Raw genomic sequence first — 22,788 nt, 5'->3', positions numbered from 1 at the left:
CTCACCCGCAGGCACCGCCCGCCGTCCCGAGAGGAAGCCCGATGACAGCCCACGAGGTCGCCCCGCTCGCCGACACCGACACCTACCTGCGCGTCCAGCACTTCTACGCCCGCCAGATGCGGCTGCTCGACACCGGCGCCACCGACGCGTGGGCGGCCACCTTCGCCGAGGACGGGGTGTTCGCCGCCAACGGCCTGCCCGCGCCGGTGCGCGGCCGCGGCAACATCGCGGCCGCGGCGAAGGAGGCCTCCCGGCGGCTCGCCGAGGCGGGCGTGGTGCACCGCCACTGGGTGGGCATGCTGACCACCGAGCCGGCGGAGTCGGGCCGGCTCCGGGCGACCTGCTACGCGCTGGTCCTGGAGGTGCCGCGCGGCGGCGAGGCGACGGTGCACCGCTCGACGGTCTGCGTGGACCTGCTGGAGCCGGTCGGTGACTCCTGGGTCGTGACGGACCGCAGGGTCACCCGGGACGACCTCGCCTGAACGGCCGGCCGGTCGGTTTTTCCCTGAGTATTCGCTGAGCAGGCAGACAATCAGACAGTCTTCGTATTGTCAGGTAATACTCCTCCGTGGCAGGGTCAAGCAACAAGATCCACGCACGATCGACCTATCGACCCAGAGCCCCAGAACGGGGGAGAAGAACCGTCATGTCGACCACAGAATGCGCGGAGGCTTCTCTTCACCAACGAAGCGGATCACTACCCGCCGGTATTCGAAGCGCTCCCGGCCGACCTGCTGGAAAGATCGTCAGTAACCCGGTCCGTCCCAACGGCAGAACGGTGTCGAAATGAAACCGGTTGAGCCCGCCCGGGTACTGCTCATCGACGACCACACCCTGCTACGGCAGTCGCTGCGGCAGGTCCTCTCCGCCGAACCCGACCTCGCGGTGGTCGGCGACACCGGCGACATCGACGAAGCCGTCACCCTCGTCGCCGCCACCGCGCCCGACGTCGTCCTGCTGGGCGGCGAACTGCTCGACTCGGAGGTCGCCGAGGCGGTCCGACGGATCGCCACGGTCTCCCCCGACGCCCGGGTCATCGTCCTGAGCATGAGCGACCGGCCCGCCGACGTCCGCGACCTGCTGGACCTCGGCGTGCGCGGCTTCATGCTCAAGAGCGTGAGCCGGTACGAACTGCTCGCGGCCATCCGCGGGGTCTACAGCCGCGACCAGTCGACCCTCGCCGTCTCCCAGCACAGCCTCGCCCAGCTCAGCCGACAGGCCGCGGTCACACTGTCGGACCGCGAGCTCGAAGTCCTCGTGCTCGCCGCCCAGGCGCTGACGAACTTCCAGATCGGCTCCCGGCTCGGCATCGCCGAGGGCACCGTCAAGCGTCATCTGCGCAACGTCTTCGGCAAGTTGGGCGCGGTGTCGCGGATCGACGCGGTGAACAAGGCCGTCGCCGCGTCATTGATCCCGGTCCCCACCCGCACCCGGGGGACCCCGCTGACGGCCGGCCGACAACCCTGACCGCTCCCGGCACCGACGACGGCCGACGCGCTGCCGGGGCAGCCGGTTGCGAACGGCCGGGGGGCGCGGGACCGGCCCGGCGACCAACGGTGGTCGCCGGGCCGGTCCCGTGTCCGCGCTCACCCCCGGCCGGCGGTCCGGGTCACCTCCAGCGGCCCCTCCGCGGAGGGCTCCGGCAGGTCCCGGCCGTGGACCGCGTCCCGGATCTCCCGCCGCTGGACCTTGCCGTTCTGCGAGCGCGGGATGACCTCCACCACCTCCACGTACCGCAGGTGCTGGTAGTACGGCATCCGCGCGTTCGCGCCCCGCACGGCCGCCAGCGCCGCCCCCTCCTCGTCCGCGTACGGCTTCGCGAGCACCACCAGCGCGTACGCCACCGAGCCGCTGAAGCGGTCCGGGCGGTCGACCACCACGCTGTCCGCGACCTCGGGCCGCTGCCGGAGCACCCCCTCGACCTCGGTCGGCGACACCAGCCAGTTGTCGCACTTGAAGACGTCCTTGATCCGGTCGACGACGAACAGGCAGCCGTCCTCGTCCGTGTAGCCGATGTCACCGGTCGAGAACCACCCCCCGGCGTCCAGGTGCGCGCCGGGCTCGGCGCCCAGGTACCCGTTCATCAGCTGCGGCCCGCGGACCTGGATCTCGCCCCGCTCCCCCACCGGCAGCTCCGCCCGGGTGTCGACGTGGACGATCCGCGACTCGGTGCCGGCCGACGGCGGCCCGCAGGAGCCGGCGCGCGGGTCGTCCAGCCGGTCGAAGTGCGTCTGCGGGGACGCCTCGGCCAGCCCGTAGCCCTGCACCACCGGCACCGCGAAGCGGGCGGTCAGGCCGCGGGTCGCCTCCGGCGGCAGGGCCGAGCCGCCGGAGAGGATCGCCCGCAGCGTCGGGACCGCCCCGTCCGCCGCGGGATCGGCCGCGAGGCGGGACAGCCGCATCGGCAGGCTGTAGTAGTGCGTGACGGCGCCCTCCCGGGCGGCGGCGAGCGAACCCGGCACGTCCGGGTCGGTCCACAGCAGCTGGGTGGCGCCGGCCTGCACCGCGGCGTTGAGGTGCATCAGGTGGTAGGTCGGCAGGTAGTTGAAGACCACCGACGCGGCGTCCAGGCCGTGGGCGTGGGCCGTCTGCGCCGCGTTGACGGTCAGGTTGAGGTGGGTCAGCTCGACCGCCTTGGGCGCGCCGGTGGTGCCGCTGGTGAACAGCAGGTTGGCCACCGCCCCGGGATCCGCCGCGGCCTCCGGGAGCGGGCGCCCGGCCGCGGCGGCCAGCACCTCGGCCAGGAGCGGCACGCCCTCGTCCTCCGCCGCGCCGGAGGTCAGCAGCACCGTCTCCAGCCGCGGCAGGCGGTCGCGGACGGTACGCACCCGCCGGTACACCTCGGGCGTCAGCACCGCCGTGCGCGCACCCGAGGTGGCCAGCACGTGCACCAGGGCGTCCTCCCGCAGCAGCGGGTTGACGAGCGCGGCGACCCGGCCGGCCCGCGCGGTCCCGTAGTACGCGACCGGGAACGCCGGGGACAGCTCGGCCGCGACCGCCACCACCGCCTCCGGACCGGGCGTCAGGGCGTGCAGGGCGGCCGCGAAGGCGTCGACCTGCCCGTCGAGCCGGCCGAAGGTCAGCACCGACCCGTCGGGGGTGCGCAGCGCGGCGCGGTCCGGGGCCAGGGCCGCCGCGCGGCTCAGCAGGTGGTCCACCCGGGGGCCGCCGAGCCGGTCCGCGATCGCCGCCAGCGGAGCGCCGGCCGTGGCGCTGCCACGACGGGCAGGTGGGCTGGACGTGGTCACAGGTCTTCTCCTCCGTCCGGTGGGTGCGACCCGCACCCGGGTACCGGGACGGTGCCAGGCCTCCTTGGGGCACGGGTTGAGAGCCGTTCGAGGGGACGCGCCCCTCGAACGGACCGCGAGCGGACCGGTCCAGGCTGACCGGCGCACGTCCGAGCAGAACCGACCGATGGGAGTAGCGGATGCGCGTGTTGTTCGTGGCCACCGCAGGGGCGCACCTGCCGTGGATCACCCCGCTCAGCTGGGCCTGCCAAGTCGCCGGCCACGAGGTGCTGGTGGCCTCCCGTCCGGCCGCGACCGGGTTCCTCACCGCGGCCGGGCTCACCGTCGCCCCGGTCGGCGACGAGGACGCCATCCGTACGGCGCAGTCCGCCCACCGGGGCCTCGCCTCCACGGGCGGCCCCCGCCACCTGGCCTCCGGCTGGGTCAGCAACCCCGAACGGCTCGACCGGGAGGCCCGGCGGCTGCTCGGCACCCGGCAGATCACCTCCGCCGACGCGATGACCGACGACCTGGTCGCCCTCGCCCGCGCCTGGCGGCCCGACGTGGTCGTGTACGACACCGTCGCGCTGGCCGGACTGGTCACCGCGGCGGCGGTGAAGGTCCCGGCCTTCGGCCACACCTGGGGGTTCTCCTTCGGCTTCGACTTCGAACGGGACGAGGACCTCCGGGCGCCCTTCGCCCGGCTCTTCGAACGCTTCGGCGTCGAGCCCCGGTTCGCGCCGGAGGCCTGGATCGACCCCTGCCCGCAGACCCTGCGCTCGCCGCACCCGGTGCCGTGGGCGCCGATGCGGCTGGTGCCGTACAACGGGCCGCTGGTGCTGCCCGAGTGGCTGCTGGACCGGCCGGAGCGGCCGCGGGTCTGCGTCACTGGCGGGGTGACCACCACCGCCCTGACCGGCCTGGTGGGGCGGCTGGCCGAGGGCGTGCGGCGGGCCGGGGCCGAGGCGGTCGTCACGGTCGCCGGCCACCACGACGTCTCCGCGGCCGATCTGCCGGACGGCGTCCGGCTGTTGAGCGCCTTCCCGATGAGCACGCTGCTGCCGACCTGTGACGCGGTGGTCCACCACGGCGGGGTCGGCACCGGCATGATCAGCGCGGTCACCGGGCTGCCCCAGCTGGTCGTCCCGCACACCGCGATCCAGGACCACTGGGCGGAGCGGATCACCGAGGTCGGCGCCGGCCTGACCCTGGACGTCCCGGACGGCCCGGACGTCGACGCCGTCGCGGAGGCCGTCACCGCGCTGCTCACCGTGCCCGGCCACCGGGAGAGCGCCGGCCGGCTGCGGGACGAGAACGCGGCCATGCCGGCGCCGGCCCGCCTGGTGGGCCTCCTGGAGCGCGCGGTGGCCGAGGGCGGGGTCGTCGGCAGCGAGTTGGTCGTCCGGCCCTGACCCGGGCGCCACCGCGCCGGGCCCGGTCCGCGAGCCGCGGGCCGGGCCCGGCGCGTTCCGGGCCGCGCGTCGGCGTCGTCCTCCGCCGGCCGTCGCCATCCGCCGACGGTCACCGCGCGTCGGCCGTCACCGCGCGCCGGCGTCAGGCCAGGGCGGGCTCGGCGGGTACCGGCCCGTGCCCCTCCGCCCGCAGGAACGCGGCCGCCGCCAGCACCGTCCGCCGGTCGTCGGCGGGCGCGCCGCGCCGGGCCGGCAGGGTGGGGACCGCCGCGCTGCGCCCGGAGGAGACGGCCGGCCGACGCCGTGCCAGCGCCGTGAGGCCCTGCCCCGGGCCGGCCTCGACGAGCACGTACCGGCCGGTGTCCAGCAGGCGGCCGAGGGCCGGTCCGAACAGCACCGGTGCGGCCGGCTGCCCGGCCCAGAACGCCGGGTCGGTGGCCTGTTCGGGCGAGAGCGGCCCGGCCGTGTAGCCGGAGAACAGGGTCGGGCTCGGCGGCGACAGCCGCAGGGCGGCCACCGTCGGCAGCGACTGCGCGGCGGCGGCCGCGAGGCTGGGGCTGTGGAAACCCTGGACCGCCCGGGTGCGCCGGCAGAGGAACCCGTCCGCCCGCAACCCGGCCTCCACCGGGGCGAGTTCGGCCTCCGGCCCGGCCAGCACGCACTGCCTGGCACCGTTGACCACGCCCACCACCACCTGCTCGCTCAGGTACGGCGCCAGCTCCTCGCGCCGGGCGGCCACCGCGAGCATCCCGCCGGGCGGGGCGGCGCTGATCCGGGAGATCCGGTCCATCTGCAGCCGGACCGCGTCCGGGAGGTCCAGCACCCCGGTCAGGACCGCGCCGACCACCTCGCCGACGCTGTGCCCGAGCACCGCCGCGGGCCGGACCCCCCAGGACAGCACGAGCCGCGCCAGCGCGTGGTCCACGGCGAACAGCAGGGCCTGGGCGCGGGTCACGTCGTCCAGCGGCACCGCCGGACGGTCGCTCAGCCAGTCCGCGCGCACCCGGCGGCCCTCGGGGCCCATCAGCTCGAAGACCTCGTCCATCGCGGCGGTGAACACCGGCTCGGCGTCGTACAGGCCCACCGCCATCCCCTCGTACTGCGCACCCTGGCCGGGCAGCAGCAGCACCACCGGACGCGGTCCGGTGCCGGGACCGTCGTCACCGCCGGCGGTCGCCGGGGTCGCGGTGGTCGCTGCGGTGGCGGCGGGGGCGCTGGTGGCGGTGGTCCGGCCGGGGAGTGTCGTCATCACGGTCCGTCCTTCCAGGGGCGGGTCAGTGGCGCCGATGCTCCCCGCCCCGGGTCGAGACCGTCTCGACCGGCGTTCGACCGGCGTTCGACCGGCGGACGACGGCCGTCCGACCGGCCCGGCCCGGCCTCGAACGACGCTCCACGCGAGGTCGAAGCCCCCGGCCCAGGATGGGTCCCGACCGACCCACGCGGAACCCGCGGGACGGTCGACGGAGGACGACCCCCGGGCGTGCGCCACAAGCCGCCGGCCGGCGTCGTCCTGGCCGACCACCACGGCACGGTGCCGGACCGGCGGGGCCGACAGCGCCCACCCCCGGTCCGGCACCCCGCCGCGACGAAGCGAAGCGAAGCGGCGACCCGCAGACACGTCAACCCGTCGACATCGGAGTGAGGATGAGGTTCGAGGGCCTGTTCATCGCCGGCGCCGCCCTCCATCTGCCGCCGCCCGTGGCCGTGCGCGACGCCGTCCGCGCGGGCTGGTGCGAGCCGGAGCTGGAGTCGTCCACCCGGATGGTGTCGGTGCGGGTCTCCGACACCCTCTCGGCGCCCGAGATGACCGTACGGGCGGCGCGCGCCGCGCTGCGGTCGGCCGGGCGCGATCCCGCCGACCTCGCGCTGCTGCTGCACGCCACCGCGTACTACCAGGGGCTGGACGAGTGGCCGGCCCCCTCCTTCGTCCAGCGGGAGGTCGCCGGGTCGAGCCACTGCCCGGCGATGGAGGTGCGGCAGATGTCCAACGGCGGCATGGCCGCGCTGGACCTCGCCTGCCACTACCTGGACGGCGCCCCCGAGGACCGGGCCGCGCTGCTGACCGCCGGGGACCGCTTCAGCCCGCCCGGCTTCGACCGCTGGCGCACCGATCCGGGGACGTTCTACGCGGACGGCGCGGCCGCCGTGGTGGTCACCCGCAGGCCCGGCTTCGCCCGGATCGTCGCGCTGGTGTCGCACTCCGAGCCCGGACTGGAGGGCATGCACCGGGGTGACGACCTGTTCGCGGACGCCCCGTTCACCCACCGCCGGCCGATCGACATGGGCGTCTGGCAGAAGGCCTTCATCGCCCGGCACGGCATGCCGTACACGGCCGCACGGGTCTCCCGCGGCGGACGGACCTCCCTGGAGACGGTGCTCGCCGAGGCCGGGACGGACCTCGCCGACATCGACCACTTCGTGCTCCCCAACCTGGGCCTGCACCGCCTGGACTCCGGCTACTTCCGCCGCTACGGGATCCCCGTGGAGCGCTCCACCTGGGAGTGGGGCCGGACGGTCGGGCACCTGGGGCCCGCCGACCAGTTCGCCGGGTTGGCCCGGCTGTGGCAGGACGGCCGGCTCGCGCCGGGGCACCGGGTGCTGCTGCTGGGCGTGGGCGCCGGCTTCACCTGGTCCGGCGCCGTCCTGGAGGTCCTGGCGCCCGCCGCCGACCGCTGACCACCGCATCCGCCGAACGCACCGCAGCGGCCGGCCCGGTCCCCGGGTCGGCCGCTGCGGTGCGCAGCCCCGTCAGGGCCCGGTACGGGCCAGCAACCGGCCCAGAACATGGGCCAGTTCGCCCTCCAGTGCGGCGCCGCCCCGCCCGCCGTGGTCGACCGAGCGCCAGGCGACGAAGCCGTCCGGCCGGACGAGGGCGGCCCCCGTGTGGCCCAGGTGGTAGCGGGCGCCCCAGTCGCCGTCCGGGTCCACGAGGTCGGTGCCGATCCGGTGGGCGGCGAACGGCGCCCCCAGCCGGTCGGCGGCGCGGGTGCCGGCCTCGGCCCAGGGGGTGCCGTCGCGGCCGGTGAGCAGCACGAAGCGCTCGCCGAAGAGGTCCAGCGCGGAGAGGGTCGCGCCCTCGCGCTCCAGCCGTACGTGCGGGGCGCGGGTGCCGGCGAGCCCGGCCAGGTCCGCGGGCTCGCACGGGTCGGTGCCCGCCGGCGGCCCGCCGATCACCGCCGTCGAGCGGTAGTGGTAGCCGAAGGTCAGGGCGAGCGGCGAGAAGCCGCCTCCGGCGCCGTCGGCCCGGCTGCGCTCGTGCTGCTTGGCGGCGGAGAAGGCGCAGGTGGTCTCGGCGACCGGCTGCCGTTCCGGCTCGTAGGAGTCCAGCAGGCCGGGCCCGGCCCAGCCGTTCAGCACGGCGGCGAGCTTCCAGGCCAGGTTGTGCGCGTCCTGGACGCCGGTGTTGGCGCCGAAGCCGCCGGCGGGCGAGACCACGTGGGCGGCGTCCCCGGCCAGGAAGACCCGCCCGTCCCGGAACCGGTCGGCCACCCGGGCGGCCAGTTCCCAGCCCTGGACCGGCCGGTCGGCGCCGTCCAGGGTGGGGACGATCCGCGCGTCGAGCGTCGGGTCGCCGGTGGCCGTGCGGACCAGTTCCAGGCACCGCTCGGGGGTGAAGTCGTCCAGGTGCTCGCCGTGTTCGGGGTGGTAGGGCACCATCAGCAGCCAGCGGTCCTGGCGTTCGAACATGGCCAGCAGGGTGCCGGCCTCGGGCCGGTCGATGTAGCAGACCGAGATCAGCCGGCCGCGCAGCAGGGCGGTGAGGTCGGCCTCGAAGACGATGTTGGCGACGTGGTGGAGCACGCCGGGCCCGTGGGTCGCGATGCCGAGCTCCCGGCGGACCGGCGAGCGGTGTCCGTCGGCGCCTATCAGGTAGCGGGCGCGGATCCGGTGGCGGCGGCCGGTGGCGGTGGACTCGACCAGCGCGGTGACGCCGTCCGGGTCCTGCTCGAACTCCAGCATCCGGGTGGAGAAGCGGATGTCGGCGCCGAGTTTGCGGCCGTGCCCCAGGACGAGCGGCTCCAGCACCTGCTGGTCCACGAAGGCGGGTTCGCACGGGCTGAGGTGCGCCACCGAGCCGGGCTCCTCGCGCCTGACCCGGTAGACCTCCGGACCGGCCAGTGTCTCGACCCGGGCCAGTTCCGGGTAGCGCTCGAACACCGACGGCGGCGCCGCCCGGATCACCGGTTCCAGTCCGCAGGCGCGGTAGAGCTCCATGGAGCGGGAGTTCATCACCCGGCCGCGGGGCAGCACCGAGGTGCCCGGGTGCCGCTCGACCACCGTCGTGGTGACGCCGTGGCCGCGCAGGAAGGCGGCCGCCGACAGCCCGACGAGGCCACCGCCGACCACGAGCACCGAAACTTCTTCGTCGTCCATGACTCTCCCTCGTCCGACCGTGTCCATGGCTGGGCGCGGACGCCGGTGCCGCTCGCGCGCCCGCGCCCCCTCACCCTGGCCGGTCCGCCTCGAACGGTGCTGGAGAACGGCTGCGCGCCCCGGCTCCCGCCCGCCCGGCCGCCCGACCGGTTGGTTCCGGCCGCCGACAGCCCTGCGGCCAGGGCGGGTTCGCAGGCTCCGGCGGGCGCCTCCTTCCAGCCGTTCTCCAACCGCGCCCGCTACTGCTGAGCGGTCGGGGAACGGGGAAGGACCCCGGGGAAGCCGGGGACATCGGGAAGGGAACCGAGGATGACACGATCGAACGGGCGACGGGTGCTGGTGACGGGAGCTTCACGCGGGATCGGGGCGGCGATCGCCCGGGCGGTGGCCGCCGACGGCGGTCGGCTCGCCCTGCTCGCCCGCCCCTCGGCCGAGTTGGACGGCCTGGCGGCCGAACTCGGCGCGGTGGCGGTGGGCGTCGACCTGGCCGACCCGGACGCGGCCGGGGCCGCGGTGGGCACGGCCTGCGCGGAGCTCGGCGGGCTGGACGTCCTGGTCAACAACGCGGGGGTGTTCCCGCTGGGCCTCGTCCGGGACGGCGATCCGGCGGACTGGCGGGCGATGGTCGACCTGAACGTCCTCGGGCTGCTGGCGGTCACCCGGGCCGCGATCCCGGCCCTGCTCTCCGGCGATCACCCGCAGATCGTCAACATCGGCTCCACGGCCGGGCGTTCGGTGGCGCACGCGATCCAGGGCGTGTACGCGGCGACCAAGCACGCGCTGGTGGCGATCAGCGACGGGCTGCGGATCGAGCTCGCCGGGGACGGCGTCCGGGTCACCCTGGTGTCGCCCGGCGCCGTCCGCACCGGGGGCAGCGAGCGGATCCGGGACGAGGCGCTGCGCGGGGTGCTGGCCAAGGTGCAGGAGGCGGTCGGGCTGGATCCGGCGGAGGTGGCGGAGCAGGTGCTGCACGTGCTGCACGCCCCGGCGGGGGTGCACCTGACCGAGCTGACGGTGCTCTCCACGCGGGAGCAACTGGGCTGAGGCAGCGGCGACGTGCGGGGCGGCCGGGTCGAACCGGCCGCCCCGTCCGCGCGCCCGGGGTCCCCGGGCGCCGGGCGGCCGCCGGGGCGCTCAGCGGCCGCCCGCGACGGTCAGCACCTCTCCGGTGATGTTGCCGTTGGCCCCGGAGCAGACGAACAGCACGGCGTTGGCGACGTCGGCGGGCGCGCTCAGCCGGCCGCTCGCGGTCCGCGCGGTCTCCTGCTCGCGCACCGCGGCGGGCAGGCCGGTGAGGGCCCGCTCGGTCAGGGTGAGCCCGGGGCAGACCACGTTGACCAGGATGCCGTCCGCCCCGGTGTCCCAGGCCAGGCTGCGGGCGAAGCCGTGCAGTCCGGACTTGGCCGCGCCGTAGAACTCCTGGCCCCGGTGGCCGTCGACCGCCACGTGCGAGGAGAGCAGGGCGATCCGGCCCCAGCCGCGGCGCCGCATGCCGGGCACGACCAGCTGGGCGAGCCGCAGCGTCGGCGCGAGGTTCTGCTGCACCACCGGTTCCCAGTCCTCGACGGCGACGTCCTCGAAGTGCACGCCGGGGGCCCGGCGGCTGCCCATCATCCGGACGGCACTGGTGACCAGGACGTCGATGTCCGCCCAGCCGTCGCCGGCGGCGGCGAGCTCGGCGAGCGTGCGCTCGGGCTCGGTGAGCGCGTAGCGCACGGCCCGCGCCCGGCCCTTGGCGGCGCCCAGTTCGTCGGCGAGTTCGGCCGCCTCGCGTTCCTTGCCGTGGTAGCCGATCAGGACCCTGGCGTCCTCGGCGGCGAAGGCCCGCGCGATCTCCCGCCCGATCCCTCCGGTCGCACCGGTCACCAGGACCACCCGGTCCGCGACTGCGAGTTCCACGCTGCCTCCTTGCGGCCCGGTGTCGGGCGGGCCGGCTCCCGGGGGATCGAGCGGATCCCGTCGCGAGCCTGCCCGGGCCGTCTGGAGGGCGGTTCGAGACCTCTCCCCCGCCCGACTCCGGCCCCCCGCAAGGGCATCGGCCGAGCCGGCGCGTCGGCCGGAGTTCGAACCCGGGTCGAAACGGCTCTGCCAGCCTCGCCGCCATCCGCGCGGCCGCGACGGCCGGTCGCGGGGCGTACCCGAGGACTGGGAGGAAGCATGAGCACCGAGACCGGGAACCGGCACACCGACGGCGGGGTGCTGCGGATCGACTACGACGACAGCGGACCGCACGTGGACGACAGCGTGTTCCGCTCGATCATGGCCACGCTGCCCACCGGGGTGACCGTCATCACCACGCTCGACGAGGAGGACCGCCCCAAGGGCCTGACCTGCAGCGCGGTGTGCAGCGTCTCCGCCCGTCCGCCGCTGCTGCTGGCCTGCCTGGACAACCGCAGCACGGTGCTGACGGCGGTCCTGGCGCGCGGCGCCTTCGTGGTCAACGTGCTGCGCGAGCACGGCGAGGGGGTCTCCAACCTGTTCGCCTCCCGGACCGGCGACCGCTTCGGCGTGACGCCGTGGCGGGCGAGCCCGGTGACCGGCCTGCCGTGGATCGAGCGGCACGCGATCGCGCACGCGGAGTGCCGGCTGGCGGGCGCCGTCCGGGCCGGCGACCACACGGTGCTGGTGGGCGCGGTCGTGGACGGCACCGCGCACCAGGGGCTGTCCACCCCGCTCATGTACTGGCGCAGCCAGTACGGGACGTGGCCCGCCCAGCCGGACGAGGCGTCCGCCGCGATCACCCTGGCCGCGGAGGGCTGAGCCGGCGCGGACCACGCTCGTTGCACTCAGTGCAAAATTTGCATAATCCGATGGAAGTGCAAGCTCTGCACTTCTTGCAGGCCGCGCCAAGATTGCATAGAGTGCAGTGGTGATGAGTGCATCCGATCAACGCAGAGAACGCCAGAAGGCGGCCAAGAGACATGCGATCACGCTCACGGCCGTCCGACTGGTCCTCGACAAGGGCCTCGACGCGATGACCGTCGAGGCCATCAGCGAGGCCGCCGACATCAGCCCCCGAACGTTCTTCAACTACTTCTCCAGCAAGGACGAGGCGCTCCAGATGCGGCCGTCCTGGTCGGCCGTGTCGCTGACGGCGCTCTTCCAGGACCGCCCCGCCGACGAGCCGGTGTTCCGCTCGATGCGCGTGGTGGCCCAGGAGATCGCCGACTCGTTCGTCCCGGCGCGCGAGGAGTCCGAGCTCTGGCGCGAACTGTGGCGCCGGCACCCCGAACTCCTGGCCAAGCGCAGCTCGGAGGGCGAGGAGGAGATCTTCCGGAGCCTCATCCTGGCGGTCGCCGAGCGGACGGGCACCGACCCGATGAAGGACAGCTACCCGAGCGTCGTGGTCACCTCGGCGTTCTCGGTGATCCAGTGGGCGGTCCGCTTCTCCTGGATCAACGAGGACGACCGGACATCCGCCAACCTCATCGACGAGGCCTTCGACCTACTCGAACGCGGCCTCTGAGTCCGCCGGATCCACCGGCCCCGCACGGCCGGTCGGACCCGCCGGAACAGCACGACCCGCACGACCCGCACCCCCTGCACGACCCGCACACCCCGCACGATCCGCGCCCCACCGCAGCTGCACCGCTCCCCACTGCTTGTCGGCACCACCCCAGACCACCGTCCTCGTGACCAGCCGCACCAAGGAGCCACCCGTGCCACCAACAGCTGGCGACGCCGCCCGGAGCCCCCTGAGCCGCCGCCAACTGGCCGTCGTCATGTCGGCCCTGCTACTGTCCATGTCCCTCGGCGCGCTGGACCAGACCGTGGTCGCCACCGCGCTGCCCGCGATCGTCGGGGATCTGCACGGCCTCAAGTACACCTCGTGGCTGTTCACCGCCTACATCCTCGCCTCGGGCATCTCGACCCCCATGTACGGGAAGCTGGCCGACCTCTACGGACGGCGCAAGCTCTACCTGTTCGCCCTGGTCGCGTTCCTCACCGGCTCGGCCCTCGCGGGCGCCGCCCAGTCGATCTTCCAGCTCATCGCCTTCCGGGCGATCCAGGGCGTGGGCGCCGGCGGCCTCATGGTGCTGACCCTGACGATCATCGCCGACATCGTGCCCACCCGTGAACGCGGCAAGTACATGGGCCTGTACGGCGCCGTCCTCGGCCTGTCCTCGGTGGCCGGCCCGCTGATCGGCGGCTACTTCGTCGACCACACCACGTGGCGCTGGGTCTTCTACATCAACCTGCCGCTCGGCCTGGTCGCACTCGCCGTGGCCGGCACCGCGCTCAAGCTGCCGGCGCGGACCCGCGGCGGGAAGATCGACTACGCCGGGTTCCTGATGCTGGCCGGCGCGCTCACCTGCCTGGTGCTGGCCACCTCGTGGGGCGGCACCAAGTACGCCTGGTCCTCCACCACCATCCTCGGACTCTTCGCGGGCATGGCGGTCTTCATCGCCGCCTTCGTCGTGGCCGAGCGGTACGCCCCCGATCCGCTGATCCCGCTGCGGCTGTTCACCGTCCGCACGGTGGTGCTCGCCTGCCTGGCCAGCATGCTCGTCTTCACCTGCGTCAACGGCCTGGCCACCTTCATCCCGATGTTCCTGCAGCTGGTCACGGGCATCACCGCCACCAACACCGGGCTGCTCACCCTGCCGCTGATGGTCGGCCTGATGTTCTCCTCCGTCGTCGGCGGCAACCTGATCACCAAGACCGAGCGCTACAAGTGGTCGCCCATGGTGGGTGCGGTGATCGGCGCGCTCACCATGTTCCTGCTCTCCACGATGAACGAGCACACCGGCTGGTGGCTGCTCGCCGTCTACGTCACCATCCTCGGCGCGGGCCTCGGCCTGATGATGCAGCCCCTGGTGATCGCCGTGCAGGTCACCGTCGAGCGCCGCGACCTCGGCGTCGGCACCGCGACGGCGGCGTTCTCCCAGCGCATCGGCGGTTCGATCGGCCTCGCCGCACTCGGTGCGCTCTTCGCCCACCAGTACGAACACGGCCTCGCCAAGCACCTGACGGCCGCACAGGTCGCGGCCGTGCCGTCCGACGGCTCGGTGTCGCCGACCGTGGTCGAAGCCCTGCCGCCGGCGATCCGGGACGGCCTGCGGCTGGCCTTCAGCGACGCCCTGACCGACGTCTTCTTCTGGCTCACCCCGGTGATGGTGGGGGTGCTGGTCATCTCCGCCTTCCTCAAGAACGTGCACCTCGACCAGAGCGTCCCGCTGGGCGAGTTCGCCCACCTGGACCTCGACGAGGACGACGAGGGCGACGACTCCGCCGCCTCCCCCGACGGCGCCTCGCCCGACGCCGACCGCCCGGTCGACGCCTTCGACGTCCCCGCCCAACCAGGCGGATACGAAGGAGGCTTGACGCAGCGTCAGAGCTGACGGAACGTCAAGCCCGAGAAGCCGGCCGCGGCGCGGCCGCCCAGCGCCCACCCGTCACCCCCGTACGGGTGATCGCACAGCGACCGCGCCGCGCGCCATCTCTCTTCAGTGACATCGCCGGATACCCCGAAGGTGGGTGTCCGGCGCCCCATTGGAAGCATTCGCCTTGAGCGTTCCCCGACAACGCTCCTAGGGTCCTGATCGCAGGCCGGCCACCAAAACGGGCCGGCCACCCGCGTTCATGAGGATTCAGCCGACCGGCGAGGAGCTTCCCATGGATTTCAAGGTATTGGGACCACTGGAGGTAAGCCACCTGGGTTGCCCGCGGACGCCCAGCCCCCCGAAGACCCGTCAGCTGCTGGCCCTGCTGCTCCTGCGGGTCAACCAGGTGGTGAGCCTGGACTCGATCATCACCGAGCTGTGGGACGACCGCCCGCCGCGGAGCGCGGTCACCACCGCCCAGACCTACATCTACCAGCTCCGAAAAGCCTTCGCCGCCGAGGTCGGCGAGGAGGCGGCCGGGCACATGATCTCCACCGTCCTCCCCGGCTACGTCCTGCGGATCGACGAACGGCAGCTCGACGCACCCCGGTTCGACCGGCTCGTCGAGGACGCCCGGCTGCTGAACGAGGACGGCGAACCGCTCCGGGCCGCCGGACTCCTGGCGGACGCCCTGGCGATGTGGCGCGGGCCGGCCCTGTCCAACGTCAGCTGCGGCCCGGTGCTGGCGAGTTACGCCACCCACCTGGAGGAGCGGCGGATCAGCGCCCTGGAGGCCCGGGTCCGCACCGACATGGAACTCGGGCGCCACCGCCGACTCGTGGCCGAGCTGCAGACCCTGGTGAGCACCTACCCCTTCAACGAGTGGTTCCACACCCAGCTGATCCTGGCGCTGAACCGCTCCGGCCGGCGCGGCGACGCCCTCAACGCCTACCAGCGGGTGCGCCGGCTGCTCGGCGAGGAGCTGGGGCTCGACCCGTCGGCGGAGCTCCAACGCGTCCACCAGCAGGTGCTGCGGGTGGACGGCCCCGCCGTCCAGCGGATGCCGGTCGGCTCCGGGGCGAGGAGGGGCTGACATGCGGCCCGTCACCCCGTCCGCCGTCCCGCCGAGTACGTCGACCGGACCGCCGGCGCCCGCCCCCACGGCCCTGGACGTGGTCGCCGGCCACGACCTGACCGGCCGCACCGCGGTGGTCACCGGCGGAGCCTCGGGCATCGGCCTGGAGACCGCCCGCGCCCTCGCACGGGCCGGCGCCCGGGTGGTCATCGGCGCCCGCGACCCGCGGACCGCCGAGGCCGTCGCGGCCGGACTGCGGAGGAGCACCGGGAACCCGGCCGTCACCGTCGCGGCGCTGGACCTCGGCTCCCTGCACTCGGTCCGGGAGTTCGCCGACGGCCTGCTGCGCCGGCGCGACCCCGTCCACCTGCTGATCGCCAACGCGGGCGTCATGGGCGTGCCCCCCGGCCGCACCGCCGACGGCTTCGAGACCCACCTCGGCGTCAACCACCTCGGCCACTTCGCACTGGCCGTCCGGCTGCTGCCCGCGCTGCACTCGGCCGGGCACGCCCGGGTGGTCGTGGTGGGCTCCAGCGCGCACCACCTCGGCGGACTGGACCTCGACGACCCGCACTTCGAGCACCGCCCGTACGACCCGTACCTCGCCTACGCCCAGTCCAAGACCGCCAACGCCCTGTTCGCCGTCGCCCTCACGGCCCGGCACCGGGAACACGGCGTGCTCGCCAACACCGTCAGCCCCGGCGCCACCCTCACCGGGCTCCAGCGCCACCTCAGCACCGAGACCAAGCACGCGGTCGGCCTGATCGGCCCGGACGGCACGCCCGACCCGCGCCTGCGCACGGCGGCCCAGGGCGCGGCCACCTCGGTGTGGGCGGCGGTCGCCCCGGAGCTCGCGGAGACCGGCGGGGCCTACCTGGAGGACTGCGCCGTCGCCGGCCCGTGGCAGGGAACGGCGCCGGCCCGGGGCTACCTCCCCGCGGCCCTCGACCCGGAGCGCGCCGACCGGCTCTGGGAGCTCTCCGCCGCGCTGGTGGGCGCGGACCGACCACGCCCCACCCGCACCCCGCTCAACCAGCCGACCGCCGGCCCTCACCCCGACCGGGCGGCTCCGGGAGTGCACTGAGCTCCCTGAACAACCGCAACTCCACCTCGCTCAGGGGCAGTTCCGGGCACAGTCGCTCGGGGTGACCCGGGGCGGGACCGCGCAGTCGCCGCGGCTCCGGCACCTCCGCCGGAGCCGCGGCGGCGCGTGCGGCGGCCTCGTACATGTCCGCCCCGCCGAGCACCTTCAATCCCGACCACAGCCACCCCACCAGTGCGGCCAGGGCCCGCAGCACCCACCACAGAGCGATCACGTCCGCCTCCTGTCGGCGTCCCGTCCAGCGCGGGCAGCCAGCGTGCCCGCCCCGCCTCAAGCCCGCCTGGAGGCACCGGCGCCTTCCGGGCGGGCCGCCGTCGGGCGCCCGGCCCGGAAGGCGCCGGGCCCGGCCGCCGCCGATACTGGGGCCGCGACCCCCGGGAGGAACCATGGACTACGGGATCGGCGTACGGCTCGACCGGCCGTTCGCGCAGACGGTGGAGGCGGTCACCGCCGCCCTCAAGGAACAGGGCTTCGGCATCCTGACCACGATCGACGTCCGGGCGACCCTGCGCGAGAAGATCGACGCCGAGATCGAGGACTACCTGATCCTCGGCGCCTGCAACCCCGCCCTCGCCCACCGCGCGCTCGGGGCCGACCGCCGCATCGGACTGCTGCTGCCCTGCAACGTCGTCGTCCGCGCCGACGGCGGCGCCACCGTGGTGGAGGCCGTCGACCCGCAGACGCTGGTCGCGCTGGCCGGCCCCGACGGCGGGCTCGGCGAGGTCGCGGACGAGGCGGCCCGGCGGCTGGGCGCGGCGCTCGACACCCTGCGCGGCTCCCGGAGCGGGCCGTGACCGGGCCGGTCGTCGCCGGCTTCGACGGCTCACCCGAGAGCGTCGCCGCCACCGCCTGGGCGGCCCGCGAGGCGCAGCGCCGGGACTGCCCGCTGCGGCTCCTCCAGGCCCGGCCCCGACCGAAGCGGAACGCGGCCGACGACGAGCGGGAGCGCGGGCACGCCGTGGAGCGACTCGGCTCCCGCGAGACCGAGTTGCGCGCCCTCGTCGAGGTCCCGGTCAGCTCCGCACTCGTCCCCGACGGCCCGGCCGCGGCGCTGGAGGACGCCTCCCGCGACGCCGCCCTGCTCGTGCTGGGCTCCCGCGGCCTGGGCGCCGTACGCGGCTTCCTGGTCGGCTCGGTGAGCCACGAGGTCCTGCGCCGGGCCGGCTGCCCGGTGGTCCTGGTCCGCCCCGGCGAGGACGAGCCGGAGGGCCCGGTCCTGGTCGGCCTCGACCTCGTCCACCCGATGGAGGAGGTGCTCGCCTTCGCCTTCGACGCGGCCGTCCGGTACTCGGCCCCGCTGCGCGTGGTGCACGTCTGGTCCCCGCCGGTCGGCAGCGAGTACATGGCCTTCGAGGCGATCGGCGGCCTGGAGACCGAGCTCTCCTCCGTCGAGCGGACCCGCTTCACCGAGCTGCTGGAGCCCTGGCGGGCGCGCTACCCCGAGCTGGACGTGACGACCGACCTGATCCGCGGCAGTGCCGCCGTCGCCCTCGTGGACGCCGCCGGAGCCGCCCGACTGCTCGTCGTCGGACGGCGCGTCCGGCGCACCCTGCTCGGCGCCCACCTCGGCCCGGTCGCCCACGCGGCGATCCACCACGCCCGCTGCCCGGTCGCCCTCGTCCGGCACGCCTGACCGCGCCCCTGACGGCGCTGACCGCGGTCGGGGCTCGGGAGGGCGGGGCCGGGATGCCGGGACTCGAAGGGCGAGGGCCCGGAGGTCGGGGCTCACCCGGACAGCCTGGCCGGGATGCCCGCCGGGGCGGGAGTGCGCAGGCTGCTGGCACGGACCGGGCTCGTGTGGGCACACCCGGGGCACGGCTCAGGGAGGACGACATCGACGGGACGCGGCAGGTGGGCCCCGAGGGGGACGTGACCGCACGGGTGCTCGCGCGGTGCGCGCTGCTGGCCGCGGTCGGTGCCGTGGTCGTGCTGCTGATCGCCCTGGGCGAGGGCAGTCTGGCCGTGGTGGCGAGCGGCTTCGTGGTGCTGGTCGTCTGGGCGGCCGGGGCCTGGTGGTTCCTGGCGCACCGCGGCGCCCTGCGGCTGGTCGGGGGGCTGCTCACGGTCGCCGCGCCGATCGGACTCGTGGTGCTGTTCGCCTACCACGACCTGTGGCCGACGGCGCTGGTGCTGTTCCTCTGCTGGGGCGCGGCGCTGGCCCTCGCCCGGACGGCACTGCGCCGCGTGCGCCCGAGCGGGGCGAACCCGGCGGTCCCCGCCACCCGGCCGGTGCACCCGGTACTGATCATGAACCCGAAGTCCGGGGGCGGGAAGGTCGGCCGCTTCGGCCTGGTCGAGCGGGCCGAAGAGCTCGGCGCCCGGGTGGTCCTGCTCGACCCCGCCGTGCACGCCGACGTCGCCGCACTCGCCCGCGAGGCGGTGGCCGGCGGCGCCGACCTGCTCGGCGTCGCGGGCGGCGACGGCACCCAGGCCCTGGTCGCGGCCGTCGCCGCCGACCACGGGCTGCCGTTCCTGGTGATCTCCGCCGGCACCCGCAACCACTTCGCGATGGACCTCGGCCTCGACCGCGCCGATCCGTCCCGCTGCCTCGACGCGCTGACCGCCGGCGAGGAACTGCGGATCGACCTCGGCGAGGTCGCGGGCCGGCCCTTCGTCAACACGGTCTCCTTCGGGGTGTACGCGGACGTCGTGCAGCGCCCCGAGTACCGCGACGCCAAGGCCGGCACCGCCCTGAACCTGCTGCCGGACCTCCTGGTCGGCGAGGGGGTGCGGCGCGTCGACGCCCGGATCGAGGGCGGCAGCGTCGCGGCCCTCTCCGCCCAGCAGGCGCTGCTGATCAGCAACAACCCGTACGGCTCCCCCGACGACCTCGAAAGCGGCGGCCGTCGCGCCCGGTTGGACAGCGGCCTGCTCGGCGTCACGGGCATCAGGGTCGAGGGCGCGGCACAGGCCGCGGAACTGGCCGTCCGGGGCGCGCAGGCGACCGGACTGACGGTGCTGACCGCGCGCCGGGTCGAGGTGACGTCCGAAGAGGCCGAGATCCCGGTGGCCGTCGACGGCGAGGCGCTGCGGCTGCCCACGCCGGTGGTGTGCACGCTGCGCCCGGGCGCGCTGCGGGTGCTGGTGCCGCGTGACCGCCCCGGCGTCGCGCCCACCCGGCAGCGGGTGGACTGGCGGCAGCTGGCCACGCTCGCCTTCAGCCGCGGCACGCCGGACTCCGGGCGGGCCCCGGACGAACGGGACGCGCAGGACCGGGACGCGCAGGACCGGGGCGGGCGCGGCCGGGACGGAGACGGGCGAAACGGCGGGGGGCGGTCCCGTGCCTGACCGGAACGTCTCCGCGGCGGCCGTCCTCGCCGACCTGCGCGCGATCGACGGCGCCCTGTACGCGGCCGTGGCCGCCACCCCCACGCCGGCCCTGGACTCCGCGCTGCGGCGGCTGTCCCGGACGGCCGACCACTCGAAGATCTCACTGACCGTCGCCGCCGGCCTCGCCCTCCTGCCCGGCCGTCCCCGGCAGGCGGCCGCCGTCGGGGTCGGCGCCGTCGCCCTGGCCTCGGCGGCGTCGAACCTGCTCGGCAAGCGGCTGGTCCGCCGCCGACGGCCCGACCGGGAGGAGGCCCGGGTGGACGTGGCCCGGCACGTGCCGATGCCGAAGTCGGCCTCCTTCCCGTCCGGCCACACGGCGTCGGCGACGGCCTTCGCCACCGCCGTCGGGGTGGTGCTGCCCCCGGCGGCGGTGCCGCTCGGGGCGCTGGCGGTCGCCGTCGGCTACTCCCGCGTCCACACCGGCGTGCACTACCCGGGCGACGTCGCGGCCGGTGCGGTCCTCGGCTTCGCGGCCGCGGCGGCGGCCCTGGCCGTCGGGCACGTGCCGCTGCGGCTCGCCGGGGACTGAGCGGCCCGCCCGGGCACCGGCCCCGAACGGACGCGCGGCCCGCCCGGGCACCGCGTCCACCCCGCTTGCCGTCCCGGCTGCCTCGGGGCGGCGGTCCCGGTCACCCGGCCAGCGGTGCGGGCAGCGGCCGGGAGTGCAGGATGTCCAGCCGGGAGACCGCCCTGGTCACCACGACGTACAGCCGGTGCAGGCCGCGCGGTTCGGCCTCGACGATCGCGGCCGGTTCCAGGACCACCACGTGGTCGTACTCCAGTCCCTTGACCAGCGAGGCGGGCAGCACCGTCACCCGGGCCGTGGTGCCGACCTGCTCGGCCGAGGCCGTCGGGATCCCGGCCGCCCGGAGCGCCGTGTCGGCCTCCGCCACCGCGCCGTCCGCCGCGATCACCGCGATCGAGCCCTCGCGCTCCAGCGCGGCCCGTACGGCGGCGACCGTCGCACCGCCCAGCCCGGCCGCACCGCCCGTTCCGCCTGTCCCGCCTATCCCGCCTGTCCTGCCTGTCCCGCCTGTTCCGCCCGTTTCTGCCTCACCCCCGCCGCCCGAGCCGTCGACCCGGCGCACCGTCAGCTCGCCGTCCCGCCGCAGCGACACCGCCTGCGGCACGTCCACGTCCAGCGCACCGAGCACCCGGTTGGCCAGCGCCATCACGTCGGCCGGGACGCGGAAGCCGGTGGTCAGCGGCACCACCGCGGCCTCCGGCTTGCCGAGGTGGGCGAGCTGCTCGGGCCAGCTGCGGGCGGCCCACGGGGCGGTCGCCTGGGCGAGGTCGCCGAGGACGGTGAGGGAGCCGAAGGCGCTGCGGCGGGCGATCGCCCGGCACTGCATCGGGGAGAGGTCCTGGGCCTCGTCCACCACGACGTGACCGAAGCCGGCCGGGCGCTCGATCAGGCCCGCCACCTCGTCCAGGAGCATCAGGTCGTGCTCGGACCACTTCGCGCTCTTCGCCGAGCGCGGCGGCCTGCGCCACAGGACCGCCGCCTGCTCCCCGGCGTCGAGCACCCCGTCGGCGGCCTCGGCCAGCACGGCGGGGTCGCTCAGCAGCGCGGCGACCACGGCCTCCGGCCGCAGGGCGGGCCAGGCCGCCTCCAGGAACGCCGCGACCGGCTTGCAGCGGCCGACCTTCCGCTGCCACCCGCCGGACATCACGCCAGCCCGGCGCTCCGCCTGGTCCTGCAGCATCGCCACCACCCGGGTGCGGACGCTCTCCCGGCCGATCGCGTACGGCGGCTCCTGCGCGCGCAGCTCGGCGACCATCCGGTCCAGCCGCTCCGGCGCCACCCGCCACCGGTACGAGCCGTCCGGGACGGACAGCGGCTCCGCGCCCGACGTGCGGATCCGCGCGTACAGCGCCCGGCGCAGCACCGTCGCCATCCGTGCGTCCTGCTTGACGGCGGCGGCCCGCTCGTCGTCCACGGCCGCGACCGGCCGGTCGGCGACCAGGTCCTCGACGGTGCACTGGCCGACGTCGATCTCGCCGAGTGCGGGCAGCACCTCGGCGATGTAGCGCAGGAAGGTGCGGTTGGGGCCGATCACCAGCAGGCCGCCGCGCCGGATCCGCTGCGGGAAGCTGTAGAGCAGGTACGCGGCGCGGTGCAGGCCGACGGCGGTCTTGCCGCTGCCGGGCGCGCCCTGCACGCAGACGGACTCGCTCAGCCCGCCCCGCACCAGCTCGTCCTGCTCGGGCTGGATGGTGGCGACGATGTCCCGCATCGGGCCGGTGCGGGGCCGCTCGATCTCGGCGGCGAGGATGCCGCCCGGGCCGTTGCCCGCCGGGCTCCGGCCGGCTCCGTCGAGGCGCTCGTCCTCCAGGCCGGTGAGCTCGTCGGGGCGGCCCAGGCTCCACGGCGCCCAGCCGAACCGTCGGCGCTGCGCCAGTCCGAGCGGGGTGTGGGCGCTCGCCTGGTAGAACGCCCGGGAGACCGGGGCCCGCCAGTCGACCACCAGCGGCGGGACGGTCGGATCCTCGGAGATCCGCCGACGGCCCACGTAGTAGCGCTGGCGCCGGTGGTCCCCCGCCTCCGGGGTGTCGGCGAAGTCGAGGCGGCCGAAGAACGACGGGCTCTCCGGCAGCTCCCTCATCCGCTTGGCGCGCGTCCGCAGGTACCGGCCGAGTGCCTCCGCGCTGGCACCGTCGCCGGAGACGTCCTCCCCGGCGACGACCTGGTGGCTCGCATCTTCGACCTGCCGGGCCGTCGCCGCCCGGCAGGACTCGACGTAGGCCCGTTCCCGCCGCAGCTCGTCGTCGAGGTGCCGGGTTTCCGGCGCCGTCCGCTGGACTTCCGAGGTCATCGTTCCGCGTCCCTTCCCGTCCCGAGCCAGCGAGCTCACTCGCTCGGGATCCAGCATAACTGAACTCAGTAAAGTTACTGACTTGGTTACGCAATCTGGGAACGAGGAGAGAGCGCGAGGGCCAGGGC

21 protein-coding genes are annotated in these 22,788 nt (G+C 75.2%); 15 read left to right on the top strand and 6 right to left on the bottom strand.

Going from position 1 to position 22,788, the window contains the following annotated elements; translation table 11 throughout:
* Positions 1-41 precede the first annotated feature (41 nt).
* Both ACIRST_RS03290 and ACIRST_RS03285 read left to right on the top strand, forming a co-directional pair.
* Positions 42-482 carry a nuclear transport factor 2 family protein gene (locus ACIRST_RS03290; protein WP_350521960.1) on the top strand — a complete coding sequence of 147 codons (441 nt, stop codon included), beginning with the start codon at positions 42-44 and terminating at the stop codon, positions 480-482.
* Between the two features lie 304 nt (positions 483-786).
* Complete coding sequence (locus tag ACIRST_RS03285) at positions 787-1,467, top strand: response regulator transcription factor (protein WP_350521961.1); 681 nt, start codon at positions 787-789, stop codon at positions 1,465-1,467.
* Positions 1,468-1,586: 119 nt separating this feature from the next.
* On the opposite strand, the gene ACIRST_RS03280 is transcribed toward ACIRST_RS03285, so the two are convergent.
* Positions 1,587-3,248: a class I adenylate-forming enzyme family protein gene (locus tag ACIRST_RS03280; RefSeq protein ID WP_402799586.1), complete on the bottom strand. Its 1,662-nt coding sequence runs from the start codon at positions 3,246-3,248 to the stop codon at positions 1,587-1,589.
* Positions 3,249-3,427: 179 nt separating this feature from the next.
* On the opposite strand from ACIRST_RS03280, the gene ACIRST_RS03275 reads away from it, so the two are divergent.
* Positions 3,428-4,639: a nucleotide disphospho-sugar-binding domain-containing protein gene (locus tag ACIRST_RS03275; RefSeq protein WP_350521963.1), complete on the top strand. Its 1,212-nt coding sequence runs from the start codon at positions 3,428-3,430 to the stop codon at positions 4,637-4,639.
* A 142-nt stretch (positions 4,640-4,781) separates the two neighbouring features.
* Here the strand turns inward: ACIRST_RS03275 and ACIRST_RS03270 are convergent, their stop codons facing one another.
* Positions 4,782-5,888 carry an acyltransferase domain-containing protein gene (locus tag ACIRST_RS03270; RefSeq protein ID WP_402799585.1) on the bottom strand — a complete coding sequence of 369 codons (1,107 nt, stop codon included), beginning with the start codon at positions 5,886-5,888 and terminating at the stop codon, positions 4,782-4,784.
* A 395-nt stretch (positions 5,889-6,283) separates the two neighbouring features.
* On the opposite strand from ACIRST_RS03270, the gene ACIRST_RS03265 reads away from it, so the two are divergent.
* Positions 6,284-7,315: a ketoacyl-ACP synthase III family protein gene (locus ACIRST_RS03265; RefSeq protein WP_402799583.1), complete on the top strand. Its 1,032-nt coding sequence runs from the start codon at positions 6,284-6,286 to the stop codon at positions 7,313-7,315.
* A gap of 72 nt (positions 7,316-7,387) precedes the next feature.
* On the opposite strand, the gene ACIRST_RS03260 is transcribed toward ACIRST_RS03265, so the two are convergent.
* A complete protein-coding gene (locus tag ACIRST_RS03260) occupies positions 7,388-9,013 on the bottom strand; it encodes an FAD-dependent monooxygenase (RefSeq protein WP_402799580.1) in 1,626 nt (541 codons plus the stop codon).
* Positions 9,014-9,058: 45 nt separating this feature from the next.
* Here ACIRST_RS03260 and ACIRST_RS03255 point away from each other — a divergent pair, with 45 nt between their 5' ends.
* Together ACIRST_RS03255 and ACIRST_RS03250 are read left to right on the top strand one after the other, a co-directional pair.
* On the top strand, positions 9,059-9,262 hold the full coding sequence (locus ACIRST_RS03255) for a hypothetical protein (protein ID WP_350521967.1): 204 nt from the start codon (positions 9,059-9,061) through the stop codon (positions 9,260-9,262).
* Positions 9,263-9,322: 60 nt separating this feature from the next.
* Complete coding sequence (locus ACIRST_RS03250) at positions 9,323-10,057, top strand: SDR family oxidoreductase (RefSeq protein ID WP_350521968.1); 735 nt, start codon at positions 9,323-9,325, stop codon at positions 10,055-10,057.
* A gap of 90 nt (positions 10,058-10,147) precedes the next feature.
* On the opposite strand, the gene ACIRST_RS03245 is transcribed toward ACIRST_RS03250, so the two are convergent.
* The gene (locus ACIRST_RS03245) at positions 10,148-10,912 is read right to left on the bottom strand and encodes an SDR family NAD(P)-dependent oxidoreductase (protein WP_402799577.1); all 765 of its coding nucleotides are present in this window, start codon (positions 10,910-10,912) and stop codon (positions 10,148-10,150) included.
* Positions 10,913-11,170: 258 nt separating this feature from the next.
* Between ACIRST_RS03245 and ACIRST_RS03240 the strand changes: the two genes are divergently transcribed.
* The 5 genes from ACIRST_RS03240 (at position 11,171) to ACIRST_RS03220 (ending at position 16,496) form a co-directional block, all read left to right on the top strand.
* Positions 11,171-11,773: a flavin reductase family protein gene (locus tag ACIRST_RS03240; protein WP_402799576.1), complete on the top strand. Its 603-nt coding sequence runs from the start codon at positions 11,171-11,173 to the stop codon at positions 11,771-11,773.
* Between the two features lie 112 nt (positions 11,774-11,885).
* A complete protein-coding gene (locus ACIRST_RS03235; RefSeq protein ID WP_350521971.1) occupies positions 11,886-12,479 on the top strand; it encodes a TetR/AcrR family transcriptional regulator in 594 nt (197 codons plus the stop codon).
* 193 nt (positions 12,480-12,672) lie between these two features.
* On the top strand, positions 12,673-14,355 hold the full coding sequence (locus ACIRST_RS03230) for an MDR family MFS transporter (RefSeq protein ID WP_402799573.1): 1,683 nt from the start codon (positions 12,673-12,675) through the stop codon (positions 14,353-14,355).
* A 274-nt stretch (positions 14,356-14,629) separates the two neighbouring features.
* Positions 14,630-15,430 carry an AfsR/SARP family transcriptional regulator gene (locus ACIRST_RS03225; RefSeq protein ID WP_350521973.1) on the top strand — a complete coding sequence of 267 codons (801 nt, stop codon included), beginning with the start codon at positions 14,630-14,632 and terminating at the stop codon, positions 15,428-15,430.
* 1 nt (position 15,431) lies between these two features.
* Positions 15,432-16,496, top strand: a complete 1,065-nt coding sequence (locus ACIRST_RS03220; RefSeq protein WP_402799571.1) for an SDR family NAD(P)-dependent oxidoreductase — start codon at positions 15,432-15,434, stop codon at positions 16,494-16,496.
* Here the strand turns inward: ACIRST_RS03220 and ACIRST_RS03215 are convergent.
* Positions 16,441-16,902 (bottom strand): DUF6059 family protein, encoded by a 462-nt coding sequence (locus ACIRST_RS03215; protein ID WP_402799570.1) that lies wholly within the window; start codon positions 16,900-16,902, stop codon positions 16,441-16,443. The genes ACIRST_RS03220 and ACIRST_RS03215 overlap by 56 nt on opposite strands.
* Between ACIRST_RS03215 and ACIRST_RS03210 the strand changes: the two genes are divergently transcribed.
* The 4 genes from ACIRST_RS03210 to ACIRST_RS03195 all read left to right on the top strand — a co-directional run bounded on the left by ACIRST_RS03210 (position 16,901) and on the right by ACIRST_RS03195 (position 20,373).
* Entirely contained in the window at positions 16,901-17,308 is a 408-nt protein-coding gene (locus ACIRST_RS03210; protein WP_350521976.1) for a DUF302 domain-containing protein, read from the top strand. The two genes, ACIRST_RS03215 and ACIRST_RS03210, sit on opposite strands and share 2 nt — an antisense overlap.
* Positions 17,305-18,147: a universal stress protein gene (locus ACIRST_RS03205; RefSeq protein WP_402799566.1), complete on the top strand. Its 843-nt coding sequence runs from the start codon at positions 17,305-17,307 to the stop codon at positions 18,145-18,147. Before ACIRST_RS03210 ends, ACIRST_RS03205 begins: the two co-directional genes overlap by 4 nt.
* A gap of 164 nt (positions 18,148-18,311) precedes the next feature.
* Positions 18,312-19,802, top strand: a complete 1,491-nt coding sequence (locus ACIRST_RS03200; protein WP_402799564.1) for a diacylglycerol/lipid kinase family protein — start codon at positions 18,312-18,314, stop codon at positions 19,800-19,802.
* The gene (locus ACIRST_RS03195) at positions 19,795-20,373 is read left to right on the top strand and encodes a phosphatase PAP2 family protein (RefSeq protein ID WP_396548750.1); all 579 of its coding nucleotides are present in this window, start codon (positions 19,795-19,797) and stop codon (positions 20,371-20,373) included. Before ACIRST_RS03200 ends, ACIRST_RS03195 begins: the two co-directional genes overlap by 8 nt.
* A gap of 100 nt (positions 20,374-20,473) precedes the next feature.
* Here ACIRST_RS03195 and ACIRST_RS03190 read toward each other — a convergent pair whose 3' ends face one another.
* A complete protein-coding gene (locus ACIRST_RS03190; RefSeq protein ID WP_402799562.1) occupies positions 20,474-22,660 on the bottom strand; it encodes a HelD family protein in 2,187 nt (728 codons plus the stop codon).
* Positions 22,661-22,788: the final 128 nt, after the last annotated feature.

Origin of the sequence: Kitasatospora sp. NPDC101447 (assembly GCF_044767225.1) — a bacterium.
Lineage (GTDB): Bacteria > Actinomycetota > Actinomycetes > Streptomycetales > Streptomycetaceae > Kitasatospora.
The sequence above is the reverse complement of the archived record's forward strand: the minus strand, read 5'-3'. Positions and strand labels throughout refer to the sequence as shown.

What these genes read in the sequence shown, in the direction of transcription:
- ACIRST_RS03290 (WP_350521960.1), top strand. Translation starts at nt 42, where the DNA reads ATGACAGCCCACGAGGTCGCCCCGCTCGCCGACACCGACACCTACCTG.
- ACIRST_RS03285 (WP_350521961.1), top strand. Translation starts at nt 787, where the DNA reads ATGAAACCGGTTGAGCCCGCCCGGGTACTGCTCATCGACGACCACACC.
- ACIRST_RS03275 (WP_350521963.1), top strand. Translation starts at nt 3,428, where the DNA reads ATGCGCGTGTTGTTCGTGGCCACCGCAGGGGCGCACCTGCCGTGGATC.
- ACIRST_RS03270 (WP_402799585.1), bottom strand. Translation starts at nt 5,888, where the DNA reads ATGACGACACTCCCCGGCCGGACCACCGCCACCAGCGCCCCCGCCGCC.
- ACIRST_RS03265 (WP_402799583.1), top strand. Translation starts at nt 6,284, where the DNA reads ATGAGGTTCGAGGGCCTGTTCATCGCCGGCGCCGCCCTCCATCTGCCG.
- ACIRST_RS03260 (WP_402799580.1), bottom strand. Translation starts at nt 9,013, where the DNA reads ATGGACGACGAAGAAGTTTCGGTGCTCGTGGTCGGCGGTGGCCTCGTC.
- ACIRST_RS03250 (WP_350521968.1), top strand. Translation starts at nt 9,323, where the DNA reads ATGACACGATCGAACGGGCGACGGGTGCTGGTGACGGGAGCTTCACGC.
- ACIRST_RS03240 (WP_402799576.1), top strand. Translation starts at nt 11,171, where the DNA reads ATGAGCACCGAGACCGGGAACCGGCACACCGACGGCGGGGTGCTGCGG.
- ACIRST_RS03235 (WP_350521971.1), top strand. Translation starts at nt 11,886, where the DNA reads ATGAGTGCATCCGATCAACGCAGAGAACGCCAGAAGGCGGCCAAGAGA.
- ACIRST_RS03225 (WP_350521973.1), top strand. Translation starts at nt 14,630, where the DNA reads ATGGATTTCAAGGTATTGGGACCACTGGAGGTAAGCCACCTGGGTTGC.
- ACIRST_RS03220 (WP_402799571.1), top strand. Translation starts at nt 15,432, where the DNA reads ATGCGGCCCGTCACCCCGTCCGCCGTCCCGCCGAGTACGTCGACCGGA.
- ACIRST_RS03210 (WP_350521976.1), top strand. Translation starts at nt 16,901, where the DNA reads ATGGACTACGGGATCGGCGTACGGCTCGACCGGCCGTTCGCGCAGACG.
- ACIRST_RS03215 (WP_402799570.1), bottom strand. Translation starts at nt 16,902, where the DNA reads ATGGTTCCTCCCGGGGGTCGCGGCCCCAGTATCGGCGGCGGCCGGGCC.
- ACIRST_RS03190 (WP_402799562.1), bottom strand. Translation starts at nt 22,660, where the DNA reads ATGACCTCGGAAGTCCAGCGGACGGCGCCGGAAACCCGGCACCTCGAC.